This is a genomic window from Pseudomonas sp. CAM1A (assembly GCF_047501685.1).
Taxonomy (GTDB): domain Bacteria; phylum Pseudomonadota; class Gammaproteobacteria; order Pseudomonadales; family Pseudomonadaceae; genus Aquipseudomonas.
This window is the reverse complement of the sequence record NZ_JBFNXP010000003.1, coordinates 51,962-70,604: the sequence shown is the minus strand read 5'-3', so window position 1 is coordinate 70,604 and position 18,643 is coordinate 51,962. Positions and strand designations below refer to the sequence as shown.

The 18,643-nt window shown below is 63.3% G+C and carries 13 protein-coding genes; 6 read left to right on the top strand and 7 right to left on the bottom strand.

Annotation, left to right across the window (positions count from 1 at the left end; genetic code table 11):
* The first annotated feature begins 128 nt into the window (after positions 1 to 128).
* The 4 genes from ABZO33_RS08685 to ABZO33_RS08670 all read left to right on the top strand — a co-directional run bounded on the left by ABZO33_RS08685 (position 129) and on the right by ABZO33_RS08670 (position 8,107).
* Positions 129 to 3,959, top strand: a complete 3,831-nt coding sequence (locus ABZO33_RS08685; RefSeq protein WP_414535728.1) for an EAL domain-containing protein — start codon at positions 129 to 131, stop codon at positions 3,957 to 3,959.
* A 265-nt stretch (positions 3,960 to 4,224) separates the two neighbouring features.
* Positions 4,225 to 5,478 carry a serine hydroxymethyltransferase gene (gene glyA / locus ABZO33_RS08680; RefSeq protein WP_414535727.1) on the top strand — a complete coding sequence of 418 codons (1,254 nt, stop codon included), beginning with the start codon at positions 4,225 to 4,227 and terminating at the stop codon, positions 5,476 to 5,478.
* A 233-nt stretch (positions 5,479 to 5,711) separates the two neighbouring features.
* Complete coding sequence (locus ABZO33_RS08675) at positions 5,712 to 6,962, top strand: aminotransferase class I/II-fold pyridoxal phosphate-dependent enzyme (protein ID WP_414536327.1); 1,251 nt, start codon at positions 5,712 to 5,714, stop codon at positions 6,960 to 6,962.
* Positions 6,959 to 8,107, top strand: coding sequence for an MFS transporter (locus tag ABZO33_RS08670; protein ID WP_414535726.1), 1,149 nt, complete (start codon positions 6,959 to 6,961; stop codon positions 8,105 to 8,107). The genes ABZO33_RS08675 and ABZO33_RS08670 overlap by 4 nt, the downstream gene beginning before the upstream one ends.
* On the opposite strand, the gene ABZO33_RS08665 is transcribed toward ABZO33_RS08670, so the two are convergent.
* The 4 genes from ABZO33_RS08665 to ABZO33_RS08650 form a co-directional block, all read right to left on the bottom strand.
* The gene (locus tag ABZO33_RS08665) at positions 8,092 to 8,256 is read right to left on the bottom strand and encodes a hypothetical protein (protein WP_414535725.1); all 165 of its coding nucleotides are present in this window, start codon (positions 8,254 to 8,256) and stop codon (positions 8,092 to 8,094) included. The genes ABZO33_RS08670 and ABZO33_RS08665 overlap by 16 nt on opposite strands.
* Before the next feature lie 63 nt (positions 8,257 to 8,319).
* Complete coding sequence (gene yjiA / locus ABZO33_RS08660) at positions 8,320 to 9,312, bottom strand: GTPase (protein WP_414535724.1); 993 nt, start codon at positions 9,310 to 9,312, stop codon at positions 8,320 to 8,322.
* A 78-nt stretch (positions 9,313 to 9,390) separates the two neighbouring features.
* Positions 9,391 to 9,588, bottom strand: coding sequence for a YbdD/YjiX family protein (locus ABZO33_RS08655; RefSeq protein ID WP_008094130.1), 198 nt, complete (start codon positions 9,586 to 9,588; stop codon positions 9,391 to 9,393).
* Between the two features lie 13 nt (positions 9,589 to 9,601).
* Entirely contained in the window at positions 9,602 to 11,668 is a 2,067-nt protein-coding gene (locus ABZO33_RS08650) for a carbon starvation CstA family protein (protein ID WP_414535723.1), read from the bottom strand.
* Positions 11,669 to 11,832: 164 nt separating this feature from the next.
* Between ABZO33_RS08650 and ABZO33_RS08645 the strand changes: the two genes are divergently transcribed.
* Positions 11,833 to 12,201 (top strand): PilZ domain-containing protein, encoded by a 369-nt coding sequence (locus ABZO33_RS08645; RefSeq protein WP_414535722.1) that lies wholly within the window; start codon positions 11,833 to 11,835, stop codon positions 12,199 to 12,201.
* Between the two features lie 261 nt (positions 12,202 to 12,462).
* Positions 12,463 to 13,980: a nucleobase:cation symporter-2 family protein gene (locus ABZO33_RS08640; RefSeq protein ID WP_023630301.1), complete on the top strand. Its 1,518-nt coding sequence runs from the start codon at positions 12,463 to 12,465 to the stop codon at positions 13,978 to 13,980.
* Between the two features lie 100 nt (positions 13,981 to 14,080).
* On the opposite strand, the gene ABZO33_RS08635 is transcribed toward ABZO33_RS08640, so the two are convergent.
* The 3 genes from ABZO33_RS08635 to ABZO33_RS08625 are packed head-to-tail and all read right to left on the bottom strand — an operon-like array spanning position 14,081 to position 18,517.
* On the bottom strand, positions 14,081 to 15,418 hold the full coding sequence (locus ABZO33_RS08635) for a TolC family outer membrane protein (protein ID WP_414535721.1): 1,338 nt from the start codon (positions 15,416 to 15,418) through the stop codon (positions 14,081 to 14,083).
* Between the two features lie 5 nt (positions 15,419 to 15,423).
* Positions 15,424 to 16,755 (bottom strand): HlyD family type I secretion periplasmic adaptor subunit, encoded by a 1,332-nt coding sequence (locus tag ABZO33_RS08630; protein ID WP_414535720.1) that lies wholly within the window; start codon positions 16,753 to 16,755, stop codon positions 15,424 to 15,426.
* A gap of 4 nt (positions 16,756 to 16,759) precedes the next feature.
* Entirely contained in the window at positions 16,760 to 18,517 is a 1,758-nt protein-coding gene (locus ABZO33_RS08625; protein ID WP_414535719.1) for a type I secretion system permease/ATPase, read from the bottom strand.
* Between the last annotated feature and the right edge of the window lie 126 nt (positions 18,518 to 18,643).

Here is an 18,643-nt window from a genome sequence, read left to right as displayed (position 1 = left end):
ATATTTGAAGGCATGCTAGTCGGCTACCCGCGTGCGTCTTATAGTGCGCCCAGCAACCACGGCACGGGCCGTGCATGCCGCGAGAACGCAACCCCTGCCATCGTCAGCCCAATCGCAGGACCCAACGCTTGACCAATCTCACGCAACCGTCATCCCTGCGTCCTGCCGATCCCACGGCCGGCACGCACCTGCGTGGCTCGCTCAAGGGGGCGTTGGCCCTGCTCGCCCTGGTTCTGCTGGGTTTGCTGCTGTGGCAACTGTTCGCCCAGTTCCGCCATACCCAGGCCGACCTGCGCGAGCAAAGCCTGGCCACCAGCGCCGAACTGGCCGACCACCTGAGCCTGAACATGGCACTGAAGGCCCAGCAATCGCTGAACCTGGTCCAGCCCTACGTCAAACCTCCGGCGCCTGTTGCACTGCCCAGCCTGCTCGCCACCTTGCAGGCTCGCCTGCCTGCCCTGCGCGACCTGGCCTGGCTGGACGCCGCCGGGCAGGTGCGCAGCGACACCCTCGCGGGCTCTCCCGACCGTCAGGTGATTGACGACCTGCTGCAACTGAACCAGGGCCGTGCTTTTTTCTATGGCAACAATGCTGACAACCAGCGCGTCTACCTGCTGCTGCGCCAGCCGACCGAACAGGACCGCGGCTACTGGCTGCTGCGCCTGAGCCCCGACTACTACCAGGAACTGACCCGTCACCTTGACGGCCCCGCCCATCCCCTATGGCTGCTGGAAAACAGCCGCAGCGGCGAGGTCATCGAGCGCCACGGGCACCGGCAGACCAGCGAAGAGCCTCTGCAAAGCGTGATGCTTGCCTTCATCGACAACAGCACCTGGCAACTGCGTGGCCTGTTCGATGCCGGCCTGGCCCGCGACAGGTTGCTGCCGGCGCTGCTCGGCAAATGTGTGCTGGTGCTGTTCTGCGCGCTGCTGCCGGTGCTGGCGCTGATCAACATGCGCCGCCGCCAACGCGCCTTGCAGGAAGACCGCCGGCGCTACCAGGAAATCTTCGAGGGCACCGGCGTGGCCCTGTGCGTGCTCGACCTCTCCAGCCTGCCGGGGCAGCTCGACCGCTACCACCTGCGCAACCGCGCCGCGCTCAAGCAGAGCCTGGCCCTGGACACCAAGCTGCGCCGCTCGCTGCTCACGGAGCTGAAGATCACCGAGATCAACCAGGTGGCCCGCCAGCTGCTCAACGTCGACTGCCACGAAGGCGCCTGGCAGCGCCTGATCGACGGCAGCGGCGACGGCCGCGACAGTGTTGGCATGCAGTTGATCGACGCGTTGATCGAAGAGCGCCCGCAGCTTGAGCTGGAGGTGCGCGTGCCGGCCCCGCTGGGCGGCGAACTGCACTTGTGGCTGATGGCCCGCCTGCCACAGCAGCGCCGCGACTACCAGGCAGTGATCCTGAGCATCAGCGACATCACCAGCCGCAAGCAGGTGGAGCTGTCTCTGCTCGAACGCGAGGGCTTCTGGTCGGACGTGGTACGCACCGTGCCCGACCAGCTCTACGTGCAGGACGTTGACAGCCAGCGGATGATCTTCAGCAACCGCCACCTTGGCCAGACCCTGGGCTACGACCGCGCGGAACTGGCTCAGATGGGCGACCGCTTCTGGGAAATGCTCCTGCACCCTGGCGACGCCGAGCACTACCGCGCCCTGCGCCAGCAGCAGCGTGACACCGGCTACGGCCAGTCGCTGCACTGCCAGCTGCGCTTCCGCCACCGCGATGGCGGCTGGCGTTGCTACGACATCCGCGAGCAGGTGCTGACCCGCGACAGCGAAGGCCTGGTCACGCGCATCATCGGCGTGGGCAAGGATGTCACCGTGCAGATCGAAGCCAGCGAATCGCTGCGCGACAGCGAACAGCGCTACCGCATGCTCGCCGAGAGCATCAGCGACGTGATCTTCTCCACCGACAGCCAGCTGCAGCTCAACTATGTCAGCCCCTCGGTGCAGGCGGTGCTGGGCTACCAGGCCGACTGGATCTTCGCCAACGGCTGGCAGTCGATCATTGCCAACCCGGCCCAGCTCAGCGGTGTCTACAACCTCCTCGAGCGCGTCAGCCAGGTGCTGGACGACAGCACGCAACTGGCCCAGTTGCGCAGCACCCTGCCCACGCAGTTGTTCCTGTTCGACTGCCTGCGCGCCGACGGCCGCAAGATCCCCATCGAGCTGCGCCTGGTGCTGGTGTGGGACGAACACGAGCGTTTCGAGGGGGTACTCGGCGTGGGCCGCGACATCAGCCAGCAACGCCGGGCCGAAAAAGACCTGCGCATGGCCGCGACCGTGTTCGAGCACTCCACCTCGGCGATCCTCATTACCGACCCGGCCGGCTATATCGTCCAGGCCAACGAAGCGTTTACCCGGGTCAGCGGCTATGCCATGGCCGAGGTGCTCGACCAGCTCCCCGGCATGCTTACCGTCGAGCAGCAACAGAACGCCCAGCAAGGCTACGTGCTCAAGCAACTGAGCCAGCGCGGCAGCTGGGAAGGCGAGGTCTGGCTGAAACGGCGCAACGGCGAGCACTACCCGGCGTGGGTCGGCATCACTGCGGTGCTTGACGATGAAGGCGACCTGGCCAGCTATGTGTGCTTCTTCACCGACATCAGCGAACGCAAGGCCAGCGAGCAGCGCATCCACCGCCTGGCCTACTACGACGCCCTCACCCACTTGCCCAACCGCACGTTGTTCCAGGACCGCCTGTACACCGCCCTGCAACAGGCCGAGCGGCAGAAGGCCTGGGTGGTGCTGATGTTCCTCGACCTCGACCGCTTCAAGCCGATCAACGACTCCCTTGGCCATGCGGCAGGCGATCGCATGCTCAAGGACATGGCCGAGCGGCTATTGGCCTGCGTCGACGACGACGACACCGTGGCACGCATGGGCGGCGACGAGTTCACCCTGCTGCTGCAGCCCAAGGCCAGCCGTGAACAGGCGCTCAATCGCGCCATCCATGTCGCCGAGCACATCCTCGACGGGCTGGTCACCCCGTTCGTCCTGGAAAACCGCGAATTCTTCGTCACCGCCAGTATCGGCATCGCCCTGAGCCCGCAGGATGGCAGCGAGCTCAGCCAGTTGATGAAGAACGCCGACACCGCCATGTACCACGCCAAGGAACGCGGCAAGAACAACTTCCAGTTCTACCAGGCGGACATGAACGCCAGTGCCCTGGAGCGCCTGGAGCTGGAAAGCGACCTGCGCCATGCCCTGGAGCAGAACGAGTTCACCCTCTACTACCAGCCGCAGTTCAGCGGCGACGGCAAGCGCCTGACCGGTGCCGAGGCGCTGTTGCGCTGGCGCCACCCGACCCGCGGCCTGGTGCCGCCGGGCGACTTCATCCCGGTGATCGAGGAACTGGGCCTGGTGGTCGACGTCGGCGACTGGGTGCTGCGCGAGGCCTGCCGTCAGCTCAAGGCCTGGCACCAGCAGAAAGTGCGGGTACCCAAGGTGTCGGTGAACATCTCCGCCCGGCAGTTCTCCGACGGCCAGCTGGGCACGCGCATTGCCACCATCCTTGAGGAAACCGGGCTGCCGCCGGCATGCCTGGAGCTGGAGCTGACCGAAAGCATCCTGATGCGCGAGGTCAACGAGGCCATGCAGATCCTCGACAGCCTGAAAAACTTGGGGCTGAGCATCGCGGTCGACGACTTCGGCACCGGCTACTCGTCGCTCAACTACCTCAAGCAGTTCCCCATCGACGTGCTGAAGATCGACCGCACCTTCGTCGATGGCCTGCCCGAAGGCGAGCAGGACGCGCAGATCGCCCGGGCGATCATCGCCATGGCCCACAGCCTCAACCTGGCGGTGATCGCCGAAGGGGTGGAGACCCATGAGCAGCTGGAGTTCCTCCGCGAGCACGGCTGCGACGAGGTGCAGGGCTACCTGTTCGGCCGGCCGATGCCGGCCAACCAGTTCGAAGCGCAGTTCAGCAACGAAACGTTGTTCATGTTCCAGTAGCACAGAGACTTCCGATCGGTTTCGTGGGAGCGGGCTTGCCCCGCGATGGGGCCTGTGCAGCCCAGGCCAATGCCTGGGCCAATCGCGGGGCAAGCCCGCTCCCACGAAACCGCGAAAACGGACTCTCAAGTCAACTCCAGCCCAGTCGCCACGCGGCCTGCAACATGAAGCCCATTGGTCCGCGACTTGATGCCACTTCATATGCCAGCGGCGAATCAATCGGTTAGAATGCTCCCCCAATTCTGCCCGATCCTTGAGGACCGCCATGTTCAGCCGTGATTTGACCATTGCCAAGTACGACGCCGAGCTCTTCGAAGCCATGCAGCAAGAAGCCCTGCGCCAGGAAGAGCATATCGAGCTGATCGCTTCGGAAAACTACACCAGCCCGGCGGTCATGGAGGCCCAGGGTTCGGTTCTGACCAACAAGTACGCCGAAGGCTACCCAGGCAAGCGCTACTACGGTGGTTGCGAGTACGTCGACGTCGTCGAGCAGCTGGCCATCGACCGCGCCAAGGAGCTGTTCGGCGCCGACTACGCCAACGTCCAGCCGCACGCCGGTTCCCAGGCCAACGCCGCTGTCTACCTGGCCCTGCTGTCGGCCGGTGACACGATCCTGGGCATGAGCCTGGCCCACGGCGGCCACCTGACCCACGGTGCCAGCGTTTCCTCCTCGGGCAAGCTGTACAACGCCATCCAGTACGGCATCGACGCCAACGGCCTGATCGACTACGACGAAGTCGAAGCGTTGGCCCTGGAGCACAAGCCGAAGATGATCGTCGCTGGCTTCTCGGCCTACTCGCAGGTCCTGGACTTCCCACGCTTCCGCGAAATCGCCGACAAGGTCGGTGCCTACCTGTTCGTCGACATGGCCCACGTGGCCGGTCTGGTCGCCGCTGGCGTGTACCCGAACCCGGTGCCGTTCGCCGACGTGGTCACCACCACCACCCACAAGACCCTGCGCGGTCCACGTGGCGGCCTGATCCTGGCCCGTGCCAACGCCGACATCGAGAAGAAGCTGAACTCCGCGGTCTTCCCGGGCGCCCAGGGCGGCCCGCTGGAGCACGTCATCGCCGCCAAGGCGATCTGCTTCAAGGAAGCGCTGCAGCCTGAGTTCAAGACCTACCAGCAGCAAGTGGTGAAAAACGCCCAGGCCATGGCCAGCGTGTTCATCGAGCGTGGCTTCGACGTCGTCTCCGGCGGCACCGAGAACCACCTGTTCCTGCTGTCGCTGATCAAGCAGGAAATCTCCGGTAAGGACGCCGATGCCGCCTTGGGCAAGGCCTTCATCACCGTCAACAAGAACTCGGTGCCGAACGACCCACGTTCGCCGTTCGTCACTTCGGGCCTGCGTTTCGGCACCCCAGCCGTGACCACCCGTGGCTTCAAGGAAGCCGAGTGCCGCGAGCTGGCCGGCTGGATCTGCGACATTCTGGCCGACCTGAACAACGAAGCGGTGATCGACGCCGTGCGTGAGAAGGTCAAGGCCATCTGCAAGAAGCTGCCGGTGTACGGCAACTGATTGGCAGACGCCTGAAATTAAGAAGCCCGGCCTTGTGCCGGGCTTTTTTGTGCCTTGTGTCCTAGACGCATGCAGGCCCTACAAAACCTTGAACGTAAGTGTTTAATCCTCCACGACACTCCAAGGTATCTCTGACACTTTTCTCGGAGAATTACCTCAGCCAAAACACCCGACTTCGGACATACCGACGCTTTACTGCGATGCACACTGCCTGCTCCAAATCATTGCAGGAAGTGTTTGACATGGCAGTCACTCGAAATCGATTCACCAATTACAGGAGCATGATTCAGAAATCAGAGGCGGACTGGCAGACATCGTATGCCAAGCATCTTTCCGGGCTGCAGGTGCGGGCCATTGCCAGGAATCTACTTCAGGACCAACACGGCAGGACGCTGCAACACTTCTGTACGACATCCTATCTTGGGCTGGACTACCACCCGGATATCCTCCAAGGGGCGATCGAAGAGCTGGAAAATTCGCGCACCCTACGTATCGCCAACTCGCGCTATCGCTGCCAGCTTCAAGTGCTAGACCAATATGAGGCTGAACTGTCTGAGCTGTTTGGATGCGCGTCTCTGGCCACATTGTCATGCAGCGCAGCAAGCTCTGGAGTATTGCCTCTTGTTGCCGCAGGCATTTTCACTGATGGGATATCGCCCCATATGGTGTTCGACAAATTTGCCCACTACTCCCTGAACCATATCAAAGCAGCCTGTGCGGATGAGACCGAGGTCCAGACGCTTCCCCATAACGATATGGACCAACTCGAGAGCATCTGCAGGCAACATGCAAGGGTTGCCTATGTGACAGACGGCTACTACAGCATGGGCGGGACGGCACACATGGACGCCTTGTTGTACCTCAAGGAGCGCTACGGTTTGTTCTTGTACTTGGACGACTCACATGCCCTTTCTACGGTAGGTGTTCTGGGGCAGGGTTTCGTCAGAGGTCAACTACAGGAGCTGGATGAAGGGATCATCATTGTAGCGTCCTTGGGGAAAGCATTTGCCGCAAGCGGTGGCCTGGTCATGCTGGCAAATACCCAACAGAAACGTCTTGTACAAAGATATGGCGGTCCTACCAACTGGTCCCAAAGTCTCAATGCCGCAGCTATCGGTGCAGGCCGGGCCTCCACCCGACTTCACTCCAGCCCTCTGCTGAATACGCTGCAGCAAGAGTTGAGAAACAACATCGAACTGTTCGACAGGCTTTTGCCTACACCTCATGCTGGATCAACATCTCCCATCAGGCTAATACCGCTTGGACAGGCTGAAGATGCCATTGCTGCGTCGACCTTCCTGGCCAACAACGGGTTCCTCACCTCAGCCGTCTTCTTTCCTGTCGTGCCCAAGGATGCTGCAGCACTGCGTATTACGCTTAGAGCAGATATGCAGCCTGGTGAAATCGAGAGCTTCTGCCGGAATTTCGCTGAGTACCTGAACAGCAATCCTGCCATCGCCCATTTACTGAACACTCAGCCATGACCAAACGGCGAGTTCTCTACTTCAGTTGCTTAGCCGTACTGTTGTGCCAGTCGGGTATAACCTTCTACCTACCCATGCTCCCAACTATTGCTGATGACCTGAATGCAACAGATGAATTCGCCGCACTCAGCCTGAGCCTGTTTCTTGTAGGAATGGGGGCATGCGTAATGCTGTGGGGGCGGTTGGGGGCCACACTCGGTTCGAGTCGTATGCTGACCTGGACGCTACTCCTCTACGGCTGCTGCACATTGCTGCTCGCAGTATCACCCATTGCCTGGGCATTTCTTGTTCTACGCCTGCTTCAGGGAGCTCTGGCAGGCGGCATATCCGTTGCAGCTCGTGCGTTGCTGGTCGAGCAGTATGATGGCAAGGACCTGACACGTGCCTATAGCAGCCTTTCACTTTGCTTCGTACTTTCCTTGGGAGCCTCCCAGTTTATCGGGGCGATGATTGCTACGCTCACGAACTGGCGAATGGCTATGCTGCTCGTCGCGATACCCTGTGTACTAATGGCAACACTGAAGGGCTGGAATATCGCAGCTCAGCACATAGTGCTTCCGCGCCAAACAGGTGAGAGCCCCCATCTACATAAGCTCATTGTGCAACCAAGCTTCATTCTACCTGTGCTTGCTGGAGGTTTTGGGTACTCCATCATCGTCGTATTTAGCAGTACGGCGCCCTTGCTTCTCCAGCAGTCTTTCAATTGGTCCATGTGGGAATATGGGCTGTTAGGATGGCCAATCAGCCTTGCCTATCTGCTCGGTACTCGTCTGGCGAGCACCCTTGCAACCGGCGACAACGAATCAAGGATGCTTCGATATTCGAGTGTTTTGCTGTTATGTGGCGCGCTAATCATGCTTGTTGCATCATCACTGTTGAAAAATGCGGCTTACGCGATCTGGCTACCCTATTGCCTGATGCTTGTAGCTCAGGGAATGGCATACCCAGTGAGTCTGTCACTGGCAAGCAGGCAGTCAACAGGAGCTGCTTCTCCAGCTATGGCACTGATTGCTCTTGTTCACCAACTGCTGGCTGCCCTGACGAACTTGATATCCAGCTCCGTGGGCACGAGTCCCACCATGCTGGTTATGTTATGCGCTGGATTGGCGTCACTCGCCTGGTTGGCAACTCACTCTAGGCCCTGAACTCCATCGCCGCTTGCCATGTGAAGTTTCTTGATACATTGCATCAATTGCCAGATGAGCACCTGCTTGAGTGCGGCCTCAGATACCACTTCAGCCAAGCCCTCCTCCAAAAGGAAGTCATCAAAATCCGTTCCTTTGTGAAGGTTCATTCGGTCTTCCCCGCTTGAGTAAGTAGAGGTGAAAAAATGCCGCCATAAGGCGGCATTAGCAAGTCAGATACTTCTGACTCCCTCGTAACTCAACGCCTCAAACCCTATCCGAATCTTTTCCTCCGGCAGCTCATCGGCGATGAACACCATCACGCTTTCACGCGGCTCGCCTTCCTTCCACTCGGCATCCCAGTCGAACCCGTACAGCTTCAGCACGCCCTGGAACACCAAACGGCGGTCCTCGCCGGCAATGTTCAGTACCCCCTTGTACCGCAGCAATTGCTTGCCGTGCTCTTCCAGCAGCTCGTTCATGAAGTCGCTGAGCCGATCGATGTCCAACGGCGTTTCAGTGCGCAGCACCAACGTCGAGATACGGTCCGGAGTGGCCGGCTTGAGCAGCGGGCGCAAGGTGGGCTTTGGACTGATGCCCAGGTCCGGGTTGAGGTTGAAGCCGCGCACATCGAGCAGCTCGGCCAGGTCGATGCGGCCGTGCTCGACCACGCGGATCGCCGCCCGGCCATTGATACGCGCCAGGCGTTCGCGCAGGGCGTCGACCTCCTGCGGCTCGACCAGATCGGTCTTGCTCAGCAGCAGGCGGTCGGCAAAGCCGACCTGGGCCTGGGCAATGGCCTGGGTCAGATGCAGCTCGGCGTGAGCGGTGTCGACCAGAGTGATGATGCCATCGAGGATATAGCGCTCACGCAGTTCTTCATCGATGAAGAAGGTCTGCGCCACCGGCGCCGGATCGGCAAGGCCGGTGCATTCGATGACCAGACGATCGAAGGCGATGTCGCCGCCGTCCAGGCGTTCGAGCAGCAGGTACAGGGCCCGGGTCAGGTCGCCATGGATACTGCAGCACACGCAGCCGTTGGCCAGGGTCATGACCTGCACGGGTTCATCGCCCAGCAACTGGCTGTCGATGCCGGCCTCGCTGAATTCGTTCTCGATCACGGCGAGCTTGAGGCCATGCTCGGCCTTGAGCATGTGCTTGAGCAATGTGGTCTTGCCGGCGCCAAGAAAGCCGGTCAGCACGGTAACGGGAATCGGCGTTTGCACGCGGTTGTCTCCTGCAGCTGAAAATGAAAGTGGGAGCCCGGTTGCCCGGGCTCCCACTGGTTCATGCGTGTCGCGGGTTCAACAGCACTTGGGCCCGGACTTGCCACCATAACGCGCTTCCTGGCGCTCGCGGAAGAACGCCTCGTAGCTCATCACCGGCTTGTCCGGGTGCTTGGTCTGCATGTGCTCGACATAGTTGTCGTAATCGGGCATGCCGACCATCAGCCGGGCGGCCTGCCCCAGATACTTGCCCAGTCGACCCAGGTCGTTGAACATCGCGGCATTCCTCTCAAGCGTCAGGCAAAGCCTGGAACGGGGTTTCCTTGTCGCTGCGCTCCTTGCGGCCCCAGGCGGCATAGCCGACCTTGAGGGCGAAGAACAGGATGCTGAACACCACCACCAGGAACAGGATCGTCAGGCCGGCGTTGGTGTAGGCGTTGAAGATCACGTGCTGCATCTGCCCGATATCCTTGGCAGGGGCCAGCACCTGGCCGGCGTCCAGCGCGGTGCTGTACTTCTTGGCCAGGGCCAGGAAGCCCACAGCCGGGTTCGGGTCGAACAGCTTGATCAGGCCCGCGGCGGTGGTGCAGATCAGCAGCCATACCGCAGGTACCAGGGTGACCCAGATGTAGCGCTGGCGCTTCATCTTGATCAGAACCACGGTGCCGAGCATCAGGGCGATGCCGGCCAGCATCTGATTGGAGATACCGAACAGCGGCCACAGGGTGTTGATACCCCCCAGCGGATCGATCACGCCTTGATACAGCAGGTAGCCCCACATCGCCACGCAACCGGCGGTCGCGAGCAGGTTGGCCCCCCACGACTCAGTGCGTTTGAGCGCCGGCACGAAGCTGCCCAGCAGATCCTGCAGCATGAAGCGCCCGGCACGGGTACCGGCGTCCACTGCGGTGAGGATGAACAGTGCCTCGAACAAAATGGCGAAGTGATACCAGAACGCCATGGTGTTCTCGCCCGGCAGTACCTGGTGCAGGATCTGCGCGATACCCACCGCCAGGGTCGGCGCACCGCCGGCACGGGCCAGGATGGTGTGCTCGCCAATGTCACGAGCCACCGCTTCCAACTGCTCGGGAGTAATCAGGAAGCCCCAGCTGCTGACGGTCTGCGCCACCGAAGCGACGTCGGCACCGACCACCGCGGCCGGGCTGTTCATTGCGAAGTACACGCCCGGCTCGATCACCGAGGCGGCGACCATGGCCATGATGGCAACGAACGACTCCATCAGCATGCCGCCGTAGCCGATGTAACGGGCGTTGGTTTCGTTGTCCAGCAGCTTCGGCGTGGTCCCCGAGGAGATCAGCGCGTGGAAGCCGGACACCGCGCCGCAGGCGATGGTGATGAACAGGAACGGGAACAGGGTGCCCTTCCACACAGGGCCCGTACCGTCGGTGAACTGGGTCAGCGCCGGCATCTTCAGCTCGGGCGCGATGATCAGGATACCGATGGCCAGGCCGACGATGGTGCCGATCTTGAGGAAGGTCGACAGGTAGTCGCGCGGCGCCAGTACCAGCCACACCGGCAGCACGGCGGCGACGAAACCGTAGCCCACGAGCATCCAGGTGATCTGCACGCCGGTGAAGGTGAACGCCGGGCCCCACACCGGATCCGCGGCGATCTGGCCCCCCAGCCAGATCGACAGCAGCAGCAGGACCACGCCGACGAGGGAGATTTCACCGATGCGGCCCGGGCGGATGTAGCGCATGTAGATGCCCATGAACATCGCGATCGGGATGGTCGCGATCACCGTGAACATGCCCCACGGGCTCTCGGCCAAGGCCTTGACCACGATCAGCGCCAGCACCGCGAGGATGATGATCATGATCAGGAAGCAACCGAACAGGGCGATGGTGCCCGGTATGCGGCCCATCTCCTCACGGACCATGTCGCCCAGCGAGCGGCCGTTGCGGCGTGTGGACAGGAACAGGACCATGAAGTCCTGCACTGCGCCGGCCAGCACCACGCCGGCGATCAGCCACAGTGTGCCGGGCAGGTAGCCCATCTGCGCCGCGAGCACCGGGCCTACGAGCGGGCCGGCGCCAGCGATGGCGGCGAAGTGGTGGCCAAAAAGGATGTGCTTGTTGGTCGGGACGTAGTCCAGGCCATCGTTGTTGAGTACCGCGGGCGTGGCCCGGCGAGGGTCGAGCTGCATCACCTTGGTGGCGATGAACAGGCTGTAGTAACGGTAGGCAACCAGGTAGATGGCCACTGCCGCGACGACGATCCACAAGGCGTTGATCGCCTCACCGCGCCGCAGGGCAACCACACCCAGCGCGCAGGCCCCGATGACTGCCAGCGCCAGCCACGGAATGTGGCGTAGCAGGCTATTATTGTTGTTCATGGTTTGCTTCCAGCTGGTGGATTGGAAAGACCGCCCATCGAGTCTAGGGCCAGTCCAGACGCATTGCCACACTTGCTTTGGTCTAGAGCCTCTGCGGCCAGATTGCCGTACCTGATGCACATGCCAAACTCACTATAGTCAGGATGTCACCCGGAGAAACCACCATGAGCGCCCACGACGAACGCCGCCGTTTCCAGCGCATCGCCTTCGATGCCCCTACCGAACTGCGCCAGGGCGAACGTCGCTGGCCGGTGAAGCTCCTCGACCTGTCGCTGAAGGGCTTGCTGGTAGAGCGCCCAGCCCCCTGGGATGCCGACCCCACCCAGGACTTCGACGCGGTCATCCACCTCAATGACAAGAAAACCCAGGTCAGGATGCAGGTCGAACTGCGTCACGACGAGTCCACCCGCCTGGGCTTCATCTGCCTGCACATCGACATCGACTCGATGACCCATCTGCACCGTCTTGTGGAACTGAACCTGGCAGACAGCACCGAAATGATGCGTGAGCTGCGCGAACTCATCGAAGATTGATATCTCTTAGCCTGCTAATGATCTGGCTGTGACGGCTTTCTTGTCCAGCCAGACAGCTTTCATACCTTTACCAGCCTCTTTGTACACACCCCTCTGGAACAGCCTCCCGCAGGTTGGAACGCAACGTGCATCCAGGTTTCAGGCACCCTGGACGCACCCGTTACGGCGCTACGATCAAAACTTTGTATACAATTTTAGTGGCAATTATTTGCGCTAGTTGTCTACAGTAGCGGCACAACAATAAACAGAGAGCCTGCTCCAATGACCACGTCCCCCAGCACGTCTCCCGCCCCGCGCCCCGAGGACGAAAACCTCGGCCTCGGCGCCAACCTGGCCTACGGGCTGCAGCATGTCCTGACCATGTATGGAGGGATCGTCGCCGTACCGCTGATCCTCGGCCAGGCGGCTGGCCTGGCCCCGGCGGAGATCGGCCTGCTGATCGCTGCCTCGTTGTTCGCCGGTGGCCTGGCGACATTGCTGCAGACCCTTGGGCTGCCGTTCTTCGGCTGTCAGCTGCCACTGGTCCAGGGCGTATCGTTCGCCGGCGTGGCGACCATGGGCGCGATTCTCGGCAGCCAGGGCGGCGGTGGCCTGCCGGCGGTGCTGGGCGCGGTAATGGCAGCTTCGTTGATCGGGTTCCTGATTACCCCGGTGTTCTCGCGTATCACCAAGTTCTTCCCGCCACTGGTGACCGGCATCGTCATCACCACCATCGGCCTGACCCTGATGCCCGTTGCAGCCCGCTGGGTGATGGGCGGCAACAGCGCCTCGCCAGAGTTCGGCAGCATGGCCAACATCGGCCTGGCGGCGCTGACTTTCGCCATCGTCCTGCTGCTGAGCAAGCTGGGTAGCGCGAGCATTTCGCGCCTGTCGATCCTCTTGGCCATGGTCGCCGGCACATTGATCGCCTGGTCGCTGGGCATGGCCGACTTCAGCAAGGTCACCGAAGGTCCGATCTTCGCCTTCCCCACCCCGTTCCACTTTGGCATGCCGACCTTCCACATCGCCGCGATCCTGTCGATGTGCATCGTGATCATGGTGACCCTCGTCGAAACCTCGGCGGACATCCTCGCGGTCGGTGAGATCATCGACACCAAGGTCGACTCCAAGCGCCTGGGCAACGGCCTGCGTGCCGACATGGCATCGAGCATCCTGGCGCCGATCTTCGGCTCGTTCACCCAGAGCGCCTTCGCCCAGAACGTGGGCCTGGTGGCAGTGACCGGCGTGAAGAGCCGCTATGTGGTGGCCACCGGCGGCGTGATCCTGGTGGTGCTCGGCCTGCTGCCGATCATGGGCCGGGTGATTGCGGCAGTGCCTACCCCGGTACTCGGTGGCGCCGGTATCGTGCTGTTTGGCACCGTGGCCGCCAGCGGCATCCGCACCCTGTCGAAAGTCAGCTACAAGAACAACGTCAACCTGATCATCGTCGCCGCCTCGCTGGGCTTCGGCATGATCCCGATCGCGGCGCCGAACTTCTACCACAGCTTCCCCAGCTGGTTCGAAACCATCTTCCACTCCGGCATCAGCTCGGCGGCGATCATGGCAATTCTGCTGAACCTGATGTTCAACCACTTCACCACCGGCAACTCGGAAAACCAGTCGGTGTTCGCCGCGGCCTACGAGCGCACCATCCAGTACTCCGACATCTCGGCCCTGCGTGATGGCGACTACTTCAAGGATGGCAAGCTGTTCGACGCCGAGGGCAACGAGGTACCGGTGCTGGAACTGGACGAACATGGCAACGAGACGCCCAGGCGCAAGGCGGTTGCCGAACACTGATCGCTGACCAGGACGGTCATCGAGGGGAGCCGACGCGCATCGTCGGCTCCCTTTTTTGTCTGGGCAGATCCATGGGAGCAAGCCCGCCCCCACGATCACCCTAGCCGTGCGCCGCGAAGTACCGATTCAACACATTCAGGTCCCCGGCCTCCAGCACCCCCGCCAGATAGCGCAGCTGCAACCACGCCCGCAGGTACTCGTGCCGCGCCTGGGCCAGGTCGCGCCTGGCGCCGAACAGCTGTTGCTCGGCATCCAGCACATCGAGGTTGACCCGTTCACCGCCTTGCACACTCTTGCGCGTGGCCTGCACCAGGGCTGCGGCCGCCTTGACCGCCAGGTCGTAGGCGCGGATCTTCGCCGTGCCGCTGGCGCACAGGTTGAACTGCCGGCGCAGCTGGTTGACCGTGTCGCGCATTTGAGCATCCAGCTCGAAGCCTGCGGCATCCCGCTGGGCACGGGCCTGGCGCACCGACGCCGACACGCCGCCACCGGCGAACAGCGGCACGTTCAACTGCACACCAATGCTGTCGGTGTCGTAGCGCTGGTTGTAGCTGCTCTCGGAGCTGGAGCTGGATACACCCTTGCTGGCATAGGCACTCAACGAAGGCAGATGCCCGGCCCGCTGACGCTCGATGTTCTGCTCGGCGACCTCGAGCCCATGGCGCTGGCTGGCCAGCTCGGCGTTGCGGGCGACGGCCAGGTCGCGCCAGGGCTCGAAACGTGCCGGGGTCAGTGGCTGGACGCGGAAATCACCGGTCATCGGCGCCAGGTCATCGACCTCTACCGGCTCGCCGATGATCGCCTGCAAGGCCCGCAACGCCGCATCGAGATTGTCGCCTGCCTCGATCTCCTGGGCCTGGGCCAACTCATAGCGAGCCCGGGTCTCGAGCACGTCGGTACGGGTACCCTCGCCGCCTTTGACCAGACGCTCGTTGAGCGTCAGTTGTTCGGCAAAGGTACGTCGCTGGGCCTGGGCCAGGGCGATCTGCTCATTGGCGAACAGCGCTTCGCTGTAGGCACCGAACAGACGCACCATCAGCTCCTGGCCACGCCCCCGGTAGCGCTCGTCGGCCAGCGCGGCCTGGGCCACGCCTCGACGATAATCACTCCAGGCGGCATAGTCGAACAGCGGCTGCTCGAGGGTCAGGGTCGAGCTGTAGCTGCGGTAATCGCGCTGGGTGGTCACGTTGCCGGACGGGTTGCGCTGGGTCACCTCCGAGTCGTTGCGGGCGCGGTTGTAGCGATACGACAGCCTGGGCAGCAAGCCTGCGCGGCCGATCGCCCGGTTTTCGAGCCCGGCCTCACGCTCGGCGATCGAGCCCTGCCAGGTCGGGTCGTTGCGCAGGGCCAGGGCGTAGGCATCGCCCAGGTCCAGGGCCTGCGCCGAGAGGCTGGTGAGCAGCAGCAACAGGCCTGCGAAACGCAAAGATACCGGCATCACCCTTATTCCTCCGCCAGGGCAACGTGCACCCGATCGGCCAGAGGCTTGAACAGGTAGTTGAGCATCGAGCGTTCGCCGGTGCGCACGAAAGCCTCCACCGGCATGCCGGGGCGGATATCCAGGCCCGCCAGTTGCCCCAATCCCTGTTCGCTGACCTTGATGCGCACCTGGTAGTAGGGCTGCTGGGTCTTCTCGTCCACCAGACGGTCGGCCGAGACCAGGGTCACCTCGCCGTCCACCCGCGGCGTGGTGCTCTGGTTGAACGCCACGAACATCAGCTCTACCGGCAAGCCCGGGTGCAGACGGTCGATCATCTCCACCGAGGCCCGCGCATCGACCAGCAAAGGCGCATCACGCGGCACGATCTCCATCAGTTGCTGACCGCGGGCGATGACCCCGCCGTTGGTGAACACACTGAGGCCAACCACCGTGCCTGCCACCGGGGCGCGCACCTGGGCATGGGCCAGCTCGAATTCGGCGCTGTGCAGGCGGTTGCCCAGGTCCTCGGCGCTGGCCTGCAGTTCGGCGAGCTGCTGGCGCACTTCGTTCTGGTACTCTTGCTGACGCTGGCCGATCCGCAGCTTCAGCTCCAGCACCTGGCGCCGGGTGCGGCCGATGTTGCCGAAGTCCTCGGCGATCGAGCCATTGACCTGGGCCAACAGGCGCTCGCTGTCGAGCAGGCGATTACGGGCAATGTAGCCGTCCCGGGCCAGCTCACGCAGGCCGCGCAACTGCTCATCCAGCGCATCGCGCTGGGCCTGCTTGCTGGCCAGCGAACCTTGCAGCCCCTGCAGCGAGGCTTCGGCACCGGCAATGCTCTCGCGCAGGCCGCCGAGTTCCATGTCCAGCGCCTGGGCCCGGCTGCCACGCAGCTGGCGCTGCCCTTCCAGCACCGTGGCCACCCAGGGGAGGTTTGCCTGGGCCAGCAGGTCTTCGGGGTATGCAATCGTCGCCCGACCATCGCGCTCGGCCAGCAGACGCGCCTCCCCGGCGCGGGCGTTGACGTACTGCACCCGCAACGAACCGACCTGGGCCTGGGCCTGGGTCGGGTCCATGCGCAGCAGCACCTGGCCGGCGTTCACTGTGTCACCGTCACGCACCAGCAACTGTTCTATCACACCGCCCGTGGGGTGCTGCACGGCCTGGCGGCTACCGGCAACCATCACGCTGCCGCTGACCGGCACACCTTTGTCCAATGGCGCCAGCGCGGCCCACAGCAGGAAGCCGCCGAAGCCTGCCAGCACCAGCCAGCGGCCGACACGGCCCGGCCGGTGTTCATCGAGGCTGAGCAGGCTCGCATCGGTCTTTTGCGTGGAAAGGGCGTGTACGCTCATGAAATCAGGCTCTTGGCTGGCCGAACGTGACGTTCATGCCGATGGGGTTACGGGCGATGGAGGGTGCGGGGGCTGGCCGAGCGGCCCGTTGGGCGTCCTGCAATACCCTGGCGGTGGGGCCGAAGGCCTGCAACTGGCCGCCCTTGAGCATCAACAGGTTGTCCAGGCCGGCCAGCAGCGACGACTTGTGGGTAATCAGGATCAGCGTGCGCTTGTGCTCATGCAGCCTGGCAATGGCCTCGACCAGCGCCCGTTCACCGGCTTCATCGAGGTTGGAGTTGGGTTCGTCGAGCACGATCAGCGCCGGCAGCCCGTACAGCGCGCGTGCCAGGCCGATGCGCTGGCGCTGGCCACCGGAAAGCCCCATGCCGCCCTCCCCCAGCAGCGTGTCATAGCCGCCCGGCAAGGCGAGGATCATGTCGTGCACCCCTGCCAGTTGCGCTGCGGCGACCACCTGCTGGGCGTCGACAGGGCCCAGGCGCGCAATGTTGTCGGCGATGCTGCCGGCAAACAGCTGCACATCCTGCGGCAGGTAGCCAATGTGCTGACCCAGCGCGCCACGGTCCCAGGCCCGCAGGTCGGCACCGTCCAGGCGCACCTTGCCACTGACCGGCGCACTGGCCCCGACCAACAGCCGCGCCAGGGTCGACTTGCCCGACCCGGAGGGGCCGATGATCCCCAGCGACTCGCCCGCCGGCAGCTCGAAGCCCAGGTTGTTAAGGCACAGGCGACTGCTGCCCGGCTGCGTCGCGCCCACCTGCTCGACCGTGAGCTTGCCGAGCGGTGCCGGCAGCGGCATGCCCGCCGGCCGCAGCGGCTGGGCCTGCAGCAACTCGCTCAGGCGCTGATAGGCCAGGCGCGCACCGCTCCATTGCCGCCAGGCGCCAATCAACTGGTCGATCGGCGCCAGCACGCGGGCCATGAGGATGGAGCCGGCGATCATCATCCCCGGGGTGATCAACTGTTCGATGGCCAGCCAGGCGCCCAGCCCGAGCACCAGCGACTGCAAGGCCAGGCGCACGGTCTTGGTCAGCGCGGTGACCGCCGCGGTGCGCTCGCTGCCCAGGTTCTGCCGGGCAAGAAAGCCATGATGCAAGCGTGCCCAGCGCTGGCGCACGGCGCCGAGCATGCCCATGGCCTCGATCACTTCGGCATTGCGCAGGTTGGCGCTGGCCTCCAGGCCCGCCTGCTGCGACAACTGCCCGGCTTGCGCAAACGGCGCCTGGGTCAGGCGCTCGTTGACCCACGCCAGCACCGTCAGCAACACCGCGCCCGCCAGCGCCATCAGGCCCAGCCACGGGCTGAACATGAACATCACCAGCAGGTAAACCGGAAACCACGGCGCATCGAAGAAGGCGAACAACGCCTGGCCGGTGGCGAACTGGCGCAGCGCGGTCAGGTCGGCGAGCATCTGCCCCGCCGCCCCCTTGTGCCCGGCCAGGCTGGCCTCGTAGGCGGCCTCGAACACCCGCGGGTTGAGGTCCATGTCCATGCGCGTGCCCAGGCGGATCACCACCTGGCTGCGCAGCCACTCCAGCAGGCCCATGAAGGCGAACACCCCGAGCACCATGAGGCTGAGCATCAGCAGGGTCATCTCGTTGCGCGACGACAAGACCCGGTCATAGACCTGCAGCATGTACAGCGCCGGCGCCAGCATCAGCACATTGATCACCGCGGTGAACAACGCGACGTTGCCAAGCCCGGCACGGCAGGCCTTGAGCGCCCGCAGCACTTCATTGGCCGCGGCGGGAGCGGTTCGCATTTGTTGGAAACCTCGTAGAAGGCGCCGACCGGCGATTGCATTCGCGCCATCGTCGCCACAGAATTCGCACCGCCGCAGCCTGGGCCCGGCAAAGACACGGGCTGCGGGGTAAGTGCATCAGATCAG

What these genes read in the sequence shown, in the direction of transcription:
- ABZO33_RS08645 (WP_414535722.1), top strand. Translation starts at nt 11,833, where the DNA reads ATGAGCGCCCACGACGAACGCCGCCGTTTCCAGCGCATCGCCTTCGAT.
- ABZO33_RS08635 (WP_414535721.1), bottom strand. Translation starts at nt 15,418, where the DNA reads ATGCCGGTATCTTTGCGTTTCGCAGGCCTGTTGCTGCTGCTCACCAGC.
- ABZO33_RS08655 (WP_008094130.1), bottom strand. Translation starts at nt 9,588, where the DNA reads ATGTTCAACGACCTGGGTCGACTGGGCAAGTATCTGGGGCAGGCCGCC.
- ABZO33_RS08630 (WP_414535720.1), bottom strand. Translation starts at nt 16,755, where the DNA reads ATGAGCGTACACGCCCTTTCCACGCAAAAGACCGATGCGAGCCTGCTC.
- ABZO33_RS08625 (WP_414535719.1), bottom strand. Translation starts at nt 18,517, where the DNA reads ATGCGAACCGCTCCCGCCGCGGCCAATGAAGTGCTGCGGGCGCTCAAG.
- ABZO33_RS08670 (WP_414535726.1), top strand. Translation starts at nt 6,959, where the DNA reads ATGACCAAACGGCGAGTTCTCTACTTCAGTTGCTTAGCCGTACTGTTG.
- ABZO33_RS08650 (WP_414535723.1), bottom strand. Translation starts at nt 11,668, where the DNA reads ATGAACAACAATAATAGCCTGCTACGCCACATTCCGTGGCTGGCGCTG.
- ABZO33_RS08665 (WP_414535725.1), bottom strand. Translation starts at nt 8,256, where the DNA reads ATGAACCTTCACAAAGGAACGGATTTTGATGACTTCCTTTTGGAGGAG.
- glyA (WP_414535727.1), top strand. Translation starts at nt 4,225, where the DNA reads ATGTTCAGCCGTGATTTGACCATTGCCAAGTACGACGCCGAGCTCTTC.
- ABZO33_RS08640 (WP_023630301.1), top strand. Translation starts at nt 12,463, where the DNA reads ATGACCACGTCCCCCAGCACGTCTCCCGCCCCGCGCCCCGAGGACGAA.